The following is a 15,296-nucleotide window of genomic DNA, read 5'->3' as shown; positions in this document are numbered from 1 at the left end:
CCGCGCGCGACATGATTACGCAAGCGGCTTACGCAAGCTTCATGCGGGCCACTTTCTTGAGCGCGTCGCGCAGGCCATGGGTGGCGGCGCACGCAGTCCCGCCAACCCAGCCGCGCGCATAGGCAGCGTCGTGCGCATGCCCGCTGTTCTCGAGCACCGGCAGCAGCCTGCCCGCCACCGCCAGGTCGTTCAGGTGGCCGAGCCGGTCCTGCACGCTTGATAAGCACCCGATATAGGCCTTGACCTCTTTTTTGGGCAGCAGGTCACGGAAGAATTCGGCCGCATAGCGCGCCTTCTTTGCCGCGATACGCACACGGTGCCGGGCCGGCGCATCGTGCTCGTCGAGCGCATCGATGCGCTTGCGCAGGCGCCTCGAGGCCTTGCGGATGAGCGGCACCAGGCCGTCCAGGGCAGGCTGGGTTAGCGGGTCGTCCTTCGGCAGTCCGGAAGCGGGGCGCCACTGGCGGCCGCGCAGCCAGCCGTTCATCTGCAACATCAGTTGGGTGTAGCGCGGCGAGTGCAGCGTGGGCAGCATGTTCTTGTGCAGCACACGGGCCTGTTCCCTTGCCGCCGCCTGCAGGGCGTGGGTAGCGATGCCGCTGATGGCGGGGAGCGTGGTGTCGGCCAGCACGTCCCAGTCGCGCGTGGCGCCCAGCTCGCCGGACAGCCAGTCGAGACCGTCCTCGAGCTCGGGCGGCAGCGGCGCCAGGTCGCGGAACATGTCGAGCAGCGCCCGCAGGCGGCGCAGGCCGACGCGCATCTGGTGCAGGCTTTCCGCGCTCTGCACCAGCACGCCGGGGACGTTGGATTCGATCTGCGCCATGCAGTTCAGTCCCATGCACTGCAGCGCGTCTTCCATGCGCATCTTGCGGACCAGGCGTACCGGCGTGGCCTTGACCGGGGCCGGAGCCTTGTCCTGCAGCAGGGCATAGCCGCGTGCCGCCTTGCTGTCGTTGGCGACCTCGAGCGGGATGTCCTGGTGCAGCTGCAGCGCCAGCTCGAACAGCCGGGTGGGGTTGCCGCGCTTGAGTTCCAGCTCCAGCTCGCCGATCTGCGCGCTGCGGCCATTGCCGTTGGCGTCGATGCTGCCGCTGTCCAGTGCACATTCGACCAGTTGGCCGCCGGGCAGGGCGATGTCCCAGGTGGTGCGATGGGTCGTGTTGGTGAAGACCGGCTGCAGCTGGCCGGTGATGTCGGGATCGAGCAGGATGTCGCGCAGGCGCTGCGGCTTGACCTGGCGCGCGATCTCGGCCGGGTCGGGCTGTTCGCCCGCGAGGGGCGACTCCCATTCGCCGCGCTCGTGCAGCACCGGTGATCCCGTGCTGGCCGTCTTGACGGTCTGGATCCAGGCATCGCCGTCGCGCCGCACGCGCAGGGTCAGGCCGGCGCGCCAGAGGTCGAGCGTCGGGGTGTCGTAATAGGTGTCGGTGAGGTCGTGCTCGCGCGGTTCGGCGGTCGACAGCTCGGCCAGCAGGGGATGCTCGCGCATGCGCACCACGTCTGCTGCAGCCAGCTTCAGTTTAAGTTCGGTTTCCATCGGATGTCCTCGAGATGCTCTAGTCGAGCCCATCATACCGGCCTCAGGCTGGGTGGACGCGCGATTGTGACATTGCGATGACATCAGGCTTCATGCGCCCGGACAGGCCGATGTCACTCGCGGCAAGTTGTTTCACAAAAGAAAGCCTGGCCCGGCACCGGAAACGCGATGCACCTGGTTCCTATGCCAGCTTGTCACCGAGGCCGAGCACACGCTGCAAATCTGCCAGGTCATAGGGTTTCGGGAGGGAGACCGTTTCAAAGTCGAGATCGTCGACTGCACCATATCCTGAAGCAAATACGATCTTGAGGGCGGGTTGGCGATGTTTGGCCTGGACGGCCAGGTCGATCCCCGACATGCCCGGCAGACCGATGTCGGTCAGCAAGACGTCGAATTCCTGTTCGGCCAGCAGGCCAATCGCTTCTTCGCCATCGCCCGCTCCCTGGGGATCCTGTCCAAGCATCTTGAGTAGCTCGCAGAGCATGTCGAGCGCATCGGGATTGTCCTCGACCACGAGGATGCGGCGCGGCAGGGCGGCGGATGCTTCTTCGGATCGAACTTCCCGCTTGTCCAGGGCGGTCAGGAGATTGAGCGCTTGCCGCTTATTCGCCAGCAAATGGCCGATCTTGCGCGCGAGATCGTCGCGCCGGTAGGGTTTGCTGATGAGCTCCACGCCCGGGTCCAGGCGCCCGCCATGGACGATCGCATTCTGGGTGTACCCCGATGTGAACAATACGTCGATGCCAGGCTGGATTTCCTTTGCCTGGCGCGCGAGTTCGGGGCTTTTCACGTTGCCTGGCATGACGACATCGGTGAACAGCAGGTCGATGTGGATGCCACTTTTCAGGATCGTCAGGGCACTTTCGCCGTCATTGGCTTTCAGCGTCTTGTATCCGAGTCCGCTCAGCATCTCGACCACCGTGCCCTGTAGCGCGAGGTCATCTTCGACGACCAGGATCGTTTCGCTCCCGCCGCTGGCAGGGATGCGCCGGACATCCTCGATGAGCGCTTCGCTTGCATGGACCCGGGGCAGGTAGATCTTGAATGTCGTCCCATGCCCGAGCTCGCTGTAGATGCGGATATGACCGCCGCTCTGCTTGACGAAACCATACACCATGCTCAGGCCGAGCCCGGTGCCTTCGCCTTCCGGTTTTGTCGTGAAGAAGGGCTCGAATGCCCGTTCCATCGTCTCGGGCGACATCCCCGAACCCGTATCCGATACGGCCAGCATCACGTATTGTCCCGCCGGCACATCGGTGAGTGCCTCGACATAGGCGTCGTCGAGCATTGCATTGCCCAGTTCGATGGTCAGGCGTCCTTCGGACTGCATGGCATCGCGCGCATTGATGGCCAGGTTCAGGATGACGTTCTCGAGCTGGTTACGGTCGACCATGGCTGTCCACAGTCCGCCCCCGACGATGGTTTCGACCTCGATCGATTCGCCCAGGACGCGCCTGAGCAGGTCATCCATGTCGCGCACGATCCGGCCCAGGTTCGTCGGCACCGGCTGCAAGGGCTGGCGTCGTGCGAAGGACAGGAGCTGCGACGACAGCTTCGCGCCGCGGTCGACCGAGGCGATCGCCTTTTGCAGCCGTGCGAGCGTGACAGGGTTGTCACGTGCTTCCGCCTGCAACATTTCGAGATTGCTGCCAATGACTTGCAGGATGTTATTGAAATCATGTGCCACGCCGCCGGTCAGCTTTCCGATCGCTTCCAGTTTTTGCGACTGGCGCAGCGCCACCTCGGCGGTGCGCAGCGCTTCGGTACGTTCGTTGACCAGTTCCTCCAGCCTCGTCTGGTGGGCGATGAGCTGGTCTTGCGCAATGCGTCGGGCGGAAATATCCCGGATGACGAGTGTGGTGCCGAGGAATCCACCGGTCTCATCGGCGACGCGCGAGAACACGACTTCGATGGGAAGACGGCGCTCGCCGATGTCGCAATCGCATTCGGCGGTGTGGAATCGCTCGCCCCTGGCGATCCGGTCCAGGTATTCTCCGAATGCCGGCGTCCAGCAGGGCAGCGCGGATGCCTGTAGCCCTGGCATGTCCGCAGCATGGATGGCGAAGAGGCTGGCAGCGCTGGCATTCGCATACAGCACGGTGGCGCGGTGGTCGAGCGCGACGACGGCGTCGCTGCTCTGGGACAGGAAGCTCTCGAGATAGCGCTGGGACATCAGCAGACGCCGGTATTCGAGGCCATCCGCCGGGCGAGGCGCCTGGAGCAAGGTGTTCGCCTTGTCCAGGGTCGTGCGCAGTTTCAGCCGCCGCTGCGTGCCATGCGCCGCCTCGGCGATCAGCCGCTCCAGTGCCGGGTCGTCGACGGCGGCGATCGACCAGTACGACCCGATCATGGGCGTTCGCTGCAGTTCCAGGCGCAATGCAGGAACCTGTTCGTTGCTGCACAAAAACATCAGGTGACCGGCGGGGTACACCCCGCGCAGCATGCGCGCCAGCATGCCGACACGGCCGACAGCCGCATCGACCAGGATGACGTCGGGCGCCTGGCCCAGCCCTGCCTTCTCGCGCACGAGCTCGACGGCTTGCGCGGACGCGGTCGACTCGAGATGGAAGCCGGCCGCCAGGAGGCGCTCGCGGAGCTGGAACAGGTGCGCAGGAGCGGGGGCGCCGCTGACCAGCAGGATTGGACGATTCACGGTGCGTTCACAGGAGCGGAAGGCCCAGCAGGGCCCGGCCGGTCCAGATCTTGAGGATGTCCGTGGTCGGCGACATGACGTGGCTGGCACGCGCGTCGCGCAGCATCTGGCTCACGCGGCTGTTCTCGCCATAGGCCATGCCGCCGCACATCGTCATCGCATCGTTGGCCAGCTTGACGGCGGTGTCCCCGGCATCGGCCTTGCACGCCAGGATGAAGGGGAGCGCCTCCGGGTCGCCCATGTCGCCGCGGCGTGCAGCCTCGTACACCAGGCTGCGGGTCTTTTCGACGCTGATCCACATCTCCGCGTAGCGCGTCTGGAGGGTTTCGACGTCGCGCAAGGCGTCGCCGGAGTGGCTGAATCGTCGTGAGCGCAGGTGTTCACCGGCTGCCTCCAGCGCGGCCTGCGCGATCCCGAGGTAAGTGCCGGCCATCGCCATCAGGAAAAATGGCGCGACGACCTCGAACACATACCATACCTGGTCGCCCTCTTCGCCGAGCAGCTGGGACCGAGGCACGGGCGCGTCCTGGAGCCGCAATCCGCGCGACGAATTACCGTGCATGCCGAAGCCGCGCCAGGGCTGCAGCCATTCCATGCCGCGCGTGCCGTTGTCGACCACGACGCAGCTGAAGTCGCCTTTCTGTGCCATGTCACCGGCGGCCACCGCGGACAGCACGTACGAATCGGCGAAGCCGCCGTTGGTGATGAACTGCTTGGTACCGTTGACAAGGTAGTGTTCCCCGTTCGACGTCAGAGTCGTCTCCGGCAGGTAGAAGTGCGCGCCTGTGCCGCTTTCCGACAAGGCCAGCGTGGTGATGTGCTCGCCCCGGGCGATCGCGCGCAGGTATTTTTCCTGCTGGTGCACCGTGGCTTTCGCCGCAATGACGGCGGTACCGACGCAGTGCATGCCGAAGCACAGCGCCGAGGAGGGGCAGGCCTTGCCGATCGTCTCGGCGACGACGGTCAATGCCAGCAAACCCTGCCCGTGTCCGCCAAGATGCTCCGGCACCTGCAAGCCCATCAAGCCCGCCTTCGCCATGGCCGTCATCGAGTGCGCCGGCCACAGATAGTCACGGTCGACCTTGTCGGCATTCGGCGCGATCACGCGCGTGCTCACATCCTCGACGATGCTTCTCAGTGCAAGTAGTTTGGGGGATAGAAGATGATCCATGGGCCGGAGACGCTACGGTCGCTGCTGTAGCAAGCGAAACAACAGATGAATAAAGCAAACATGCCGATTATAGCGACCGGCACGGCATTGGTGCACACTCGTCAGGCAAGCGTGCCAGCAAAAACAGGGCATACAGGCGGATCGTCCGCGCCCGGATTCCTACATCAGGATCACGTCGTACTGTTCCTGGTGATAACCCTTCTCCACCTGCAGCGAGATGCGCTTGCCGATGAAGTCACCGAGCATGGCCAGGTGCTGCGACTCCTCTTCCAGGAACAGGTCGATCACTTCCTGCGAGGCGACGATGCGGAATTCGCGCGGGTTGAACTGCTTGGCTTCGCGCAGCAGTTCGCGCAGGATCTCGTAGCAGATCGTGCGCGAGGTCTTCACTTGCCCCTTGCCGGCGCAGGCCGGGCAGGGTTCGCACAGGATGTGGGCCAGCGATTCGCGCGTGCGCTTGCGCGTCATCTCGACCAGGCCGAGGGCCGAGAAGCCGCTTACCGACACCTTGGTGCGGTCGCGCGCCAGGGTCTTCTTGAGTTCCGCGAGCACGGCGTTGCGGTGCTCGTTGTTCTCCATGTCGATGAAATCGAGGATGATGATGCCGCCCAGGTTGCGCAGGCGCAGCTGGCGCGCGATGGCGTGGGCCGCTTCCAGGTTGGTCTTGAAGATCGTGTCGGCGAAGTTGCGTCCGCCGACGTAGCCGCCGGTGTTGACGTCGATGGTGGTCATCGCCTCGGTCTGGTCGACGATCAGGTAGCCGCCGCTCTTCAGGTCGACGCGGCGCCCCAGTGCGCGCAGGATTTCTTCCTCGACGCCGTAGAGGTCGAACAGCGGGCGCTCGCCGGTGTAGTGCGTCAGGCGCGACAGCACGCTCGGGGTGTAGACCTGCGCGAACTCGACCAGCATGTTGTAGTTCTCGCGCGAATCCACCTGGATGGTCGCGGTCTCGTCGTGCACGAAGTCGCGCAGCACGCGCTGGGCCAGGTTCAGGTCCTGGTAGAGCAGGGAGGTGGGCGGCCGGGTGCGCGCGCCCTGCACGATGGCGGCCCAGGTCTTGCGCAGGTAATCGACGTCGGCGGCGAGGTCGGCATCAAGGGCTTCCTCCGCCTGGGTGCGCACGATGTAGCCGCCTTTCTCTTCCTTCGGCAGCAGGTTCGTCAGACGGGTGCGCAGGTGCTCGCGGTCGGCTTCCTTTTCGATCTTCTGCGAGATGCCGATATGCTGGTCCTGCGGCAGGTAGACCAGCATGCGGCCGGCGATCGAGATCTGGGTGGACAGCCGCGCGCCCTTGGTGCCGATCGGGTCCTTGATGACCTGCACGGTCAGCACCTGGCCGTCGAACAGCAGTTTCTCGATGGGGGTGGGCGCGGCCAGTGCGCCGTTGGGACCTTCATGGTTGCGGGCTTCCCAGATGTCTGCGACGTGCAGGAAGGCCGCGCGTTCCAGGCCGATGTCGATGAAGGCCGACTGCATGCCCGGCAGGACGCGCACCACCTTGCCGAGATAGACGTTCCCCGCCAACCCGCGCGTGAGGGTGCGCTCGATGTGCAGTTCCTGCACAGCGCCCTGCAGGATCAGCGCCACGCGCGTCTCCTGCGGGGTGATGTTGATGAGGATGTCTTCGTTCATGGCCGGCCGTGCAATATTGTTCAGAGCGACATCATACACGGGCGGCGCACGGCAGGGAGGCCGGGAGCCGGTTTTACGTAGGGTGGGCAAGTCTCTTGCCCACGCGTTCAAATCACGGTGGAACAGCCCGTGCGGCAAATGAAGTGATAACTATCACCGCGTGGGCGGGAGGACCCGCCCACGCTATGAAAAGCGGTCAGAGCTTGTAGCCGGCCTTGCGCAGCAGGATCGCCGTCTCGAACAGCGGCAAGCCCATGATCCCCGAATGGCTGCCTTCGATATGCTCGACGAACAGCGCGGCCAGGCCCTGGATGCCGTAGCCGCCGGCCTTGTCGTAGGGTTCCGGCGTGGCGCAATAGGCCTGGATCTGGGCCGGGGTAAGGGTGGCGAAGCGCACGTTCGACACCTGGGTGATCTGTTCCGCCACGCGCTCGGCGTGCACCGCCACCGAAGTCAGCACCTGGTGGGTGCGGCCGGACAGGCGCTCGAGCATGGCCACGGCTTCCTTGTTGTCGGCCGGCTTGCCGAGGATCTCGCCGTCGATGGTGACGGTGGTGTCGGCGGTCAGGATGGGGCGCAGCGGCTGGCGGCGCTGCTGCAGGATGTTCCAGGCGAAGGCGCCTTTTTCCTTGGCCACGCGCGCCACGTAGCTGTGCGGGTCTTCGCCCGGCAGCACGTCCTCGCTGACGTCCACGCCGCGCGCCGGGTCGCTGCGCAGCATCAGCAGTTCGAATTCCACGCCGACCTGGCGCAGCAGTTCGCGCCTGCGCGGGCTCTTCGAAGCGAGATAGATTTTCTTGTCGGTGAGTTTCATGGGGCGCGCGGGGTGAAGCGCTTAGACGCGATGGTACGGGTGGTTTTGCGTGATCGACCAGGCACGGTACAACTGTTCCGCAAGCATGACGCGCACGATTCCGTGCGGCAGCGTCATGCTGGAGATGCGGATCATGCCTTCGGCGCGCGCCTTCAGTTCGGGATCGAGCCCGTCGGCGCCACCGATCAGGAAAGCGGTGTCGCGCCCGTCCTGCTGCCAGTGTTCCAGCATCTGGGACAGCTTGATGCTGGTCAGGTCCTTGCCGCGCTCGTCCAGCGCGATGATGCGCACGCCCTTCGGCAGCACGGCCTCGATGCGCTCGCGCTCGAGCGCCATCGCGGTGGCGGCGGTCTTACTGCCGGAGCGCTCGACCGGCTTGATTTCCTTGAGTACGATGCGCAGTTCGGGCGGCATGCGCTTCGTGTACTCGCCGAACCCGGTTTCGATCCAGGCCGGCATCTTGTGACCGACCGCGGCAATGATCAGCTGCATAAAAAACTCAGTGGCAGCTTATTCGGCAGCCTTCTTTACGCGGCGGATCACTTTCTTTACCGGCTCGGCGTCGGCTGCGGCTGCGCTGGCTTTCGGTGCACGCTTCGGCGGCTTGGCCTTGGTGGCTTCGACGGCGGCGACTTCGCTCTTGCTCGGCGCAACTTTCACGGTCTTGCCGGTCGGGACCTTCTTGGCAGCCGGCTTCTTGGCGGCGGTTGCACCGGCGGCGGTCTTGGTGGCGCGCTTGGCGGCCGGCTTGCGCTCGTTGACCGGCTGGGCTTCCGGCTCGTCCTTGTTGGCGGCCAGGTGCTTCGACTTCGGTTTGGTCTCGGCGGCTTCTGCCGCTTCCGGCGTCGACTTGCGCTTGGCGGCACCCAGCTTGACCGGTTTCTCGCCCCAGATTTCTTCCAGGCGGTAGTACTGGCGGATGGCCGGTTGCATGATGTGGACGATCATGTCGCCCAGGTCGACCAGCACCCACTCGCCGGTGTCTTCGCCTTCGAGGCCCACGACATCGCCGCCTGCTGCCTTGACCTTGTCGCGTACCGAGGCAGCCAGTGCCTTGGTCTGGCGGTTCGAGGTGCCCGAGACGACGGCAATGCGGTCGAACAGGCTGGTCAGGTGCGTCGTGTCGAACAGGGCGATTTCCTGGCCCTTGACGTCTTCGAGGGCGTCAACGACGACGGTTTGCAGTTTCTTGATATCCATTAGGTTTTATATAAGTTGTGTTGTTGAATATAGTCTAGCACTTGCGGCGGAACGAGCGCGCCTAGGTCCGTGACCTTGTCGCTGCCATTGTCCGCGTCCGCGCGCAAGGCGTTTCGGACTTGAGTAGCAGAAATATCTACCGCTAAAGTGTGTGCAAGGCATACCTTGCCATGCGGCGTGTCGCGCACCTCCGCAGGCGTCGCCAGCCGTCCTGCGAGTGCCGAGGCCACCGCCGGCGGCAGTTTGTCCTGGTCCAGTGCGTAGCCCGGGCGTGCCGCCACGCCCAGGTTCGCGAGCTCGAACAATTCCTTCCAGTCGCGCCAGGTGTCGAGCTTCTGCAGCTGGTCGGCGCCCATGACGAAGACGATCGAGGCTGCGTCGCCCAGCTCCGAGCGCAGGCCGCGCAGGGTCTCGACGGTATAGCTTGCGCTGCCGCGTTCGATCTCCTGCAGGTCGATGGTGACGTCGAACGCCTGGCCACCAAAAGCCAGCTCCAGCATCTCGACGCGCTGGGAATCGCTGGCCTGCAGGCTGCTTTTCTGCCATGGCCGGGCAGGCAGGATGCGCAGCTGGTCCGGCTGCAGGAGTCCGGCAAACAGCGCGGCCAGTGCGACGTGACCGTGATGCACCGGGTCGAAGCTGCCACCCAGCAGGGCAATGCAATGCATCACGAACCTGGGCTCTCTTCCAGCCAGTTCCGGTGGACGAGGAAGTCGGTGTACAGCGCCGCCTCCGGGCTGCCCGGTTCCGGGTGCCAGTCGTAGCGCCATTTCACGATCGGCGGCATCGACATCAGGATCGCCTCGGTACGACCGCCCGATTGCAGGCCGAACAGGGTGCCGCGGTCCCACACGAGGTTGAACTCGACATAGCGTCCGCGGCGGTAGGCCTGGAAGTCGCGCTCGCGCTCGCCGTAGGGCATGTCCTTGCGCGCCTGCACGATCGGCAGGTAGGCATCGAGGAAGCCGTCGCCGACCCGGCGCACCATCTCGAATGACCGGTCGAAGCCGGTTTCGTTGAAGTCGTCGAAGAAGATGCCTCCCACGCCGCGCGCTTCCTTGCGGTGCTTCAGATAGAAGTACTCGTCGCACCACTTCTTGAAGCGCGGGTGCAGGTCTTCGCCGTAGGGCGCCAGTGCATCATGGCAAACCTGGTGGAAGTGGCGGGCATCGTCCTGGTTGCCATAATAGGGCGTCAGGTCCATGCCGCCGCCGAACCACCAGACCGGGTCCTTGCCCTCGGCCGTGGCTTCGAAGAAGCGCACGTTCATGTGCACGGTCGGGGCGTAGGGGTTGCGCGGGTGCAGCACCAGCGACACGCCCATCGCTTCCCAGGCGCGGCCCGCCAGCTCCGGACGCGCGGCCATGGCCGACGGCGGCAGGCTGGCGCCGGTCACGTGCGAGAAATTGCAGCCGCCGCGCTCGAACACCTTGCCGTCCTCGATCAGGCGCGAGATGCCGCCACCGCCTTCCGGGCGCTCCCAGGTATCGACCAGGAAGGGTTTGCCGTCGACTTCTTCCAGGGCGCCGACGATGCGGGACTGGAGGTCGAGCAGCCAGGTTTTGATGGCGGATGGGTCGGGGATGGTCATGCGGTCGGGGTTGGCGGGGAAAAATGGGCAGATTGTACACCTGCATGGGACGGTGTACTTATTCTTGTGATGCGCGTGGCGTACTACGGAATTCGGGGAGCAATGCCACTGGCATTGCTCCCCCGATTGACAGGCGTACCTGACATCTTATTTCAAACCGCGCCAGCCGATGTCGCGACGGTATTGCGCGCCGTTGAAGTGGATCTTCTCCACGGTCTCGTACGCCTGCTTCTGCGCCATCTTGACGCTGTCGCCGAGGCCCACGACGCACAGCACGCGTCCGCCGCTGGTCTGCAGCGTTCCGCCCACCAGCTGGGTGCCCGCGTGGAAGGTGATGCATTCCGCCGTCTCGGCCGGGACGCCGTCGATGATGTCGCCCTTGCGTGGGCTGTCAGGGTAGCCGGCGGCGGCCATGACGACGCCCACCGCGGTGCGGCGGTCCCATTCCAGTTCGACCGTATCCAGCGTGCCGTTGCAGGCATGCTCCAGCACGGTGGCGAAATCGCTCTTCAGGCGCGCCATGATCGGCTGGGTTTCCGGGTCGCCCATGCGGCAGTTGAATTCCAGGGTGCGCGGATTGCCTTCGGCGTCGATCATCAGGCCGGCGTACAGGAAGCCGGTGAAGACGATGCCGTCCTTCGCCATGCCCTGGATGGTCGGGTTGATGATCTCGCGCATCACGCGCGCATGCATCGACGGAGTCACGATCGGGGCAGGGGAGTAGGCGCCCATGCCGCCGGTATTCGGGCCTTCGTCGGCATCCTTCAAGCGCTTGTGGTCCTGGCTGGTCGCCAGCGCCAGCACGTTCTTGCCGTCGCACATGACGATGAAGCTGGCTTCTTCGCCGGCCAGGAATTCCTCGATCACGATGCGCGCGCCGGCGTCGCCGAAGGCGTTGTCGGACAACATGTGGTCGACCGCGGCATGTGCCTCGTCCAGCGTCATCGCCACCACCACGCCCTTGCCGGCGGCCAGGCCATCGGCCTTGATGACGATCGGCGCGCCGTTCGCATCCACGTAGGCGTGCGCTGCGGCCGCATCCGAGAAGCTCTGGTACTTCGCGGTCGGGATGCCGTGGCGCTGCATGAAGGCCTTGGCGAAGTCCTTCGAGCTTTCCAGCTGCGCCGCCTCTTTCGTCGGCCCGAAGATCTTGAGGCCACGGGCGCGGAACAGGTTGACAATGCCGGCGGCCAGCGGCGCTTCCGGGCCCACCAGGGTCAGGGCGACGCCTTCGGCCACCACGAAATCGGCCAAGGCCGCGGGGTCGGTGATCTCGACGTTCACCAGGCGGTCGTCCAGCGCGGTGCCGCCGTTGCCCGGGGCGACGAAGACGGTCTGGACGCGCTCCGATTGGGCCAGTTTCCAGGACAGGGCGTGTTCACGGCCGCCAGAGCCGACTACGAGGATTTTCATACGGGCGCGTTCCTACTTGGTTGCTACGGATTTTTGCTATGGATTTTTGCTGTGGATTTCCGGCTGGCCTGCCAGCCGGTCTTCACATCATCGACAGCTTAAGGCTGCTGTCTTACTCTTCGATGACAGCGTTGGTGTAGACATCCTGGACGTCATCCAGGTTTTCCAGCGCATCGAGGATCTTCTGCATCTTGACGGCATCTTCGCCGACCAGCACGGTCTCGTTGTCCGGCTTCATGATGACTTCCGAGACTTCGGCCTTGAAGCCGGCCTTTTCCAACGCTTCCTTCACGCCCGCGTAGGCATAGGGGTCGCACAGCACTTCGAAGCCGCCTTCTTCATCGGCCACCACGTCGTCGGCGCCGGCTTCCAGCGCGGCCTCCATCAGCTTGTCCTCGTCCACGCCCGGCGCGAACTGGAACTGGCCGACGTGCTTGAACATGAAGGCTACCGAGCCTTCGGTGCCCATGTTGCCGCCGTACTTGTTGAAGGCGTGGCGCACTTCGGCCACGGTACGCACCCGGTTGTCGGTCAGGCAGTCGACGATGATCGCCGCGCCGCCGATGCCGTAGCCTTCGTAGCGGATTTCTTCGTAGTTCGCGCCTTCGAGTTCGCCGGCGCCGCGCTGGATCGCACGGGTGACGTTATCCTTCGGCATATTGGCGTCGGCCGCCTTCTCGACCGCGAGGCGCAGGCGCGGGTTGGAAGCGATATCGCTCCCGCCCATGCGCGCGGCCACGGTGATTTCCTTGATCAGGCGCGTCCAGATCTTGCCGCGCTTGGCGTCGGTGGCGGCTTTCTTATGCTTGATGTTGGCCCATTTGCTGTGTCCAGCCATTTCCCATGTTCCTTAGACGGTATGAGAAATCCGAAGACCTGCTGCACATTACATTGGCAGTTTTCGGACTTCCTGTATGCAAGAGTGGCCGACATTCTAGCATAGGCCCCTCTTGCAAAATCGCCCAAGGCCGTGAGCAAACTGTCACGGAAACAACAGCCAGGTACCGCCCGCCACCATCGCCACCCCGGCCACGCCGCCGGCCAACGGCCCTTCCTCCAGCCGCAGTTCGGCCAGCACCAGCAGCCCCGCCAGCGCGACGATGGCCGGGTTGCCCGGTCCGCCGCCCAGCAGCAGGAGTGCCAGCAGCCAGCAGCAGCCAAGGCAGATGCGTCCGTGTTCCGCTCCCTGCCGCAGCGCGCCCAGCACGCCGCCACGCCAGCCGACCAGCACGCCGGCCAGCGGTACCCGGCAGTGCTGCAGGCAGGCGTGCTTGGCCGGTGTCCACTGCCAGGCCCCGGCGGCAACCAGCGCCAGGCCAAGGGCCGGCTGGGGCGTCCCCAGGCTGGCGTCGAGCCAGCCGGCGTCGTGCAGGGTCCAGTGCAGCAGGGTGAGCAGCGCAGCAAAGCCGGTCCAGGCCAGCAAGCAACCGGTGGCGAACAGGGTGGTTGCCAGGTGCGGCCAGCGCACGCCTGCGCGGCAGCGCGCGACGCGCAGGTAGACGAACAGCGCACCTGCGGCGGCCGGCAGCATCAGGGCTACGCACAGGCCCGTCCACATCGTGAACAGCAGCAGCACTTCGGCGGCGCGCAGCGGCGCCGGCGGCGGCAGGGAGGGCGTGCCGGGCACGGGCTGCGGCACCGCGCCGCTCTGGAAGGCGAGCCAGGCAAGGCAGGCACAGGCGAGCAGGGCCATCCAGGCCAGGCCCAGCGCGACCGGGCTGCCGAGGCGTTCATCGATGCCGGCCAGGCTCATTGGGTGCTCCCGCGGTGCGACTGCAGGGCAGCTGCGTGCACGAAGCTTGTGCCCGCCAGGTGCCGCCCAGTGCCATGGTTTGACGAGTTCGTCATTTGGTCTCTCCTCGGTATGGTTGATGTGTGCTGTTCGACAGCGCCGAGCCGGCCGCGTTCTGGCCCGCGGTTCCGGTCGCCTTCAGCGAGCCCGGCAGAACGCCCGTACAATCGTCGGATGAACAAAAGCGCCACTGCCAACCCTGCTGCTCCTTTACCACGTGCGGCCCTCGTCGCCGGCCTGTCGATCGCCGTCGCCGGCGCCGTCCTGTTTTCCACGAAGGCTGTCGTCGCCAAACTGCTGTATCGCTACCACATCGATGCAGTGACGTTGATCGCGTTCAGAATGCTGTTCTCGCTTCCGGTGTTTGCCGCCGTGGCGCTCTGGAAGATGCGGACCGAGCCGCCGCTGTCGAACCAGGACCGCTGGCGCATCGTCGTGCTGGGCCTGCTTGGCTACTACCTGTCGAGCTACCTCGACTTCCTCGGGCTGCAGCACATCTCGGTCGGCCTCGAGCGGCTGATCCTGTTCCTGACCCCGACCTTCGTGTTGCTGGCGAACGTGGTGATCTTCAAGCGCCGCATCGCCGCCACGGAATGGGCGGCGCTGGGGTTGGCCTATTGCGGCATCGTGCTGGTGTTCGTGCATGACCTGGCGGGCGGCTCGGGGAGCGTGACGCTGGGTTCGCTGCTGGTGCTGGGCTCGGCCATTTCCTATGCTATTTACCTGCTCGGCACCGGCGAGATGGTCAAGCGCATCGGCTCGCTGCGCCTGGTGGCCTACGCGATGTGCGTGTCGAGCGTGGCCTGCATCGCCCAGTTCTTCCTGCTGCGCCCGGCAAGCATGCTGGTGCAGCCGGCCGAGGTTTACTGGCTCTCGCTGGTGAATGGGGTATTCTGTACGATCTTCCCTGTGTTCATGACCATGGCCGCGGTCCAGCGCATCGGCGCCGCGACTGCCTCGCAGGCCGGGATGATCGGTCCGGTGTCGACGCTGTTCCTCGGCGCGCTGATCCTCGGCGAGCCGATCACCAGCGTGCAGCTGGCCGGCACCGGTCTCGTGCTTGTGGGGATCTACCTGCTCTCGCTGAAAAAATGACGACACTGAAAAAACCACGCATTGCTCTGATCGCGCACGACAAGAAAAAGGACGACATGATCACCCTGGCGGGCGAATACCTTGGCTTTCTCAAGGGCTGCACGCTCTCGGCCACCGGCACCACCGGCGGGCGCCTGGCGAATGAGCTCGGGCTCACCGTCGAGCGCAAGCATTCGGGCCCGGTCGGCGGCGACCTGCAGATCGGCGCCCAGCTGGTGCAGGGCGAGATCGACTGCGTGATCTTCCTGCGCGACCCGATGACGCCGCAACCGCACGAACCCGACATCAACGCACTGGTCCGCGCCTGCGACGTGCATAACATTGCCTGCGCCACCAATGTCTCGACCGCGCGGCTGGTGCTGTCGCAGCTGTCGCAGGCAGGCGCGCAGGGCTGAAGG

General features: G+C 65.1%; 14 protein-coding genes. 2 read left to right on the top strand and 12 right to left on the bottom strand.

The window, feature by feature from the left end:
- Positions 1-28 precede the first annotated feature (28 nt).
- The 12 genes from MA09_RS03125 to MA09_RS03070 all read right to left on the bottom strand — a co-directional run bounded on the left by MA09_RS03125 (position 29) and on the right by MA09_RS03070 (position 13,764).
- On the bottom strand, positions 29-1,537 hold the full coding sequence (locus MA09_RS03125) for a CYTH and CHAD domain-containing protein (RefSeq protein WP_051933119.1): 1,509 nt from the start codon (positions 1,535-1,537) through the stop codon (positions 29-31).
- Positions 1,538-1,718: 181 nt separating this feature from the next.
- Positions 1,719-4,190 (bottom strand): response regulator, encoded by a 2,472-nt coding sequence (locus MA09_RS03120; protein ID WP_051933118.1) that lies wholly within the window; start codon positions 4,188-4,190, stop codon positions 1,719-1,721.
- Positions 4,191-4,197: 7 nt separating this feature from the next.
- A complete protein-coding gene (locus MA09_RS03115; RefSeq protein WP_036245415.1) occupies positions 4,198-5,361 on the bottom strand; it encodes an acyl-CoA dehydrogenase family protein in 1,164 nt (387 codons plus the stop codon).
- Between the two features lie 159 nt (positions 5,362-5,520).
- The gene (gene rng / locus MA09_RS03110) at positions 5,521-6,993 is read right to left on the bottom strand and encodes a ribonuclease G (protein ID WP_036245414.1); all 1,473 of its coding nucleotides are present in this window, start codon (positions 6,991-6,993) and stop codon (positions 5,521-5,523) included.
- 196 nt (positions 6,994-7,189) lie between these two features.
- The gene (locus tag MA09_RS03105; protein ID WP_036245413.1) at positions 7,190-7,807 is read right to left on the bottom strand and encodes a nucleoside triphosphate pyrophosphatase; all 618 of its coding nucleotides are present in this window, start codon (positions 7,805-7,807) and stop codon (positions 7,190-7,192) included.
- 21 nt (positions 7,808-7,828) lie between these two features.
- Positions 7,829-8,299 carry a 23S rRNA (pseudouridine(1915)-N(3))-methyltransferase RlmH gene (gene rlmH / locus MA09_RS03100; protein WP_036245407.1) on the bottom strand — a complete coding sequence of 157 codons (471 nt, stop codon included), beginning with the start codon at positions 8,297-8,299 and terminating at the stop codon, positions 7,829-7,831.
- Positions 8,300-8,317: 18 nt separating this feature from the next.
- A complete protein-coding gene (gene rsfS, locus MA09_RS03095; protein ID WP_036245404.1) occupies positions 8,318-9,007 on the bottom strand; it encodes a ribosome silencing factor in 690 nt (229 codons plus the stop codon).
- Complete coding sequence (gene nadD, locus MA09_RS03090) at positions 9,007-9,678, bottom strand: nicotinate (nicotinamide) nucleotide adenylyltransferase (protein ID WP_152594539.1); 672 nt, start codon at positions 9,676-9,678, stop codon at positions 9,007-9,009. Before nadD ends, rsfS begins: the two co-directional genes overlap by 1 nt.
- Positions 9,675-10,598, bottom strand: coding sequence for an oxygen-dependent coproporphyrinogen oxidase (gene hemF, locus MA09_RS03085; RefSeq protein WP_036245402.1), 924 nt, complete (start codon positions 10,596-10,598; stop codon positions 9,675-9,677). The genes nadD and hemF overlap by 4 nt, the downstream gene beginning before the upstream one ends.
- Before the next feature lie 147 nt (positions 10,599-10,745).
- Positions 10,746-12,011, bottom strand: coding sequence for a phosphoribosylamine--glycine ligase (purD, locus tag MA09_RS03080; protein ID WP_036245401.1), 1,266 nt, complete (start codon positions 12,009-12,011; stop codon positions 10,746-10,748).
- Positions 12,012-12,123: 112 nt separating this feature from the next.
- Complete coding sequence (locus MA09_RS03075) at positions 12,124-12,849, bottom strand: YebC/PmpR family DNA-binding transcriptional regulator (RefSeq protein WP_036245399.1); 726 nt, start codon at positions 12,847-12,849, stop codon at positions 12,124-12,126.
- Between the two features lie 144 nt (positions 12,850-12,993).
- Entirely contained in the window at positions 12,994-13,764 is a 771-nt protein-coding gene (locus MA09_RS03070; RefSeq protein ID WP_051933117.1) for a DUF2182 domain-containing protein, read from the bottom strand.
- A gap of 213 nt (positions 13,765-13,977) precedes the next feature.
- On the opposite strand from MA09_RS03070, the gene MA09_RS03065 reads away from it, so the two are divergent.
- Positions 13,978-14,898: a DMT family transporter gene (locus MA09_RS03065; protein WP_036245393.1), complete on the top strand. Its 921-nt coding sequence runs from the start codon at positions 13,978-13,980 to the stop codon at positions 14,896-14,898.
- Positions 14,895-15,293, top strand: coding sequence for a methylglyoxal synthase (locus tag MA09_RS03060; protein WP_036245390.1), 399 nt, complete (start codon positions 14,895-14,897; stop codon positions 15,291-15,293). The genes MA09_RS03065 and MA09_RS03060 overlap by 4 nt, the downstream gene beginning before the upstream one ends.
- Positions 15,294-15,296: the final 3 nt, after the last annotated feature.

It is taken from the genome of Massilia sp. BSC265 (genome assembly GCF_000740675.1).
In the GTDB taxonomy this organism is placed as follows: domain Bacteria; phylum Pseudomonadota; class Gammaproteobacteria; order Burkholderiales; family Burkholderiaceae_D; genus Telluria.
The sequence above is the reverse complement of the archived record's forward strand: the minus strand, read 5'-3'. Positions and strand labels throughout refer to the sequence as shown.

Excerpts from the sequence above, each read along its gene's own strand:
- MA09_RS03125 (WP_051933119.1), bottom strand. The coding sequence starts at position 1,537 with ATGGAAACCGAACTTAAACTGAAGCTGGCTGCAGCAGACGTGGTGCGC.
- MA09_RS03115 (WP_036245415.1), bottom strand. The coding sequence starts at position 5,361 with ATGGATCATCTTCTATCCCCCAAACTACTTGCACTGAGAAGCATCGTC.
- rng (WP_036245414.1), bottom strand. The coding sequence starts at position 6,993 with ATGAACGAAGACATCCTCATCAACATCACCCCGCAGGAGACGCGCGTG.
- MA09_RS03105 (WP_036245413.1), bottom strand. The coding sequence starts at position 7,807 with ATGAAACTCACCGACAAGAAAATCTATCTCGCTTCGAAGAGCCCGCGC.
- rlmH (WP_036245407.1), bottom strand. The coding sequence starts at position 8,299 with ATGCAGCTGATCATTGCCGCGGTCGGTCACAAGATGCCGGCCTGGATC.
- rsfS (WP_036245404.1), bottom strand. The coding sequence starts at position 9,007 with ATGGATATCAAGAAACTGCAAACCGTCGTCGTTGACGCCCTCGAAGAC.
- hemF (WP_036245402.1), bottom strand. The coding sequence starts at position 10,598 with ATGACCATCCCCGACCCATCCGCCATCAAAACCTGGCTGCTCGACCTC.
- purD (WP_036245401.1), bottom strand. The coding sequence starts at position 12,011 with ATGAAAATCCTCGTAGTCGGCTCTGGCGGCCGTGAACACGCCCTGTCC.
- MA09_RS03075 (WP_036245399.1), bottom strand. The coding sequence starts at position 12,849 with ATGGCTGGACACAGCAAATGGGCCAACATCAAGCATAAGAAAGCCGCC.
- MA09_RS03070 (WP_051933117.1), bottom strand. The coding sequence starts at position 13,764 with ATGAGCCTGGCCGGCATCGATGAACGCCTCGGCAGCCCGGTCGCGCTG.
- MA09_RS03065 (WP_036245393.1), top strand. The coding sequence starts at position 13,978 with ATGAACAAAAGCGCCACTGCCAACCCTGCTGCTCCTTTACCACGTGCG.
- MA09_RS03060 (WP_036245390.1), top strand. The coding sequence starts at position 14,895 with ATGACGACACTGAAAAAACCACGCATTGCTCTGATCGCGCACGACAAG.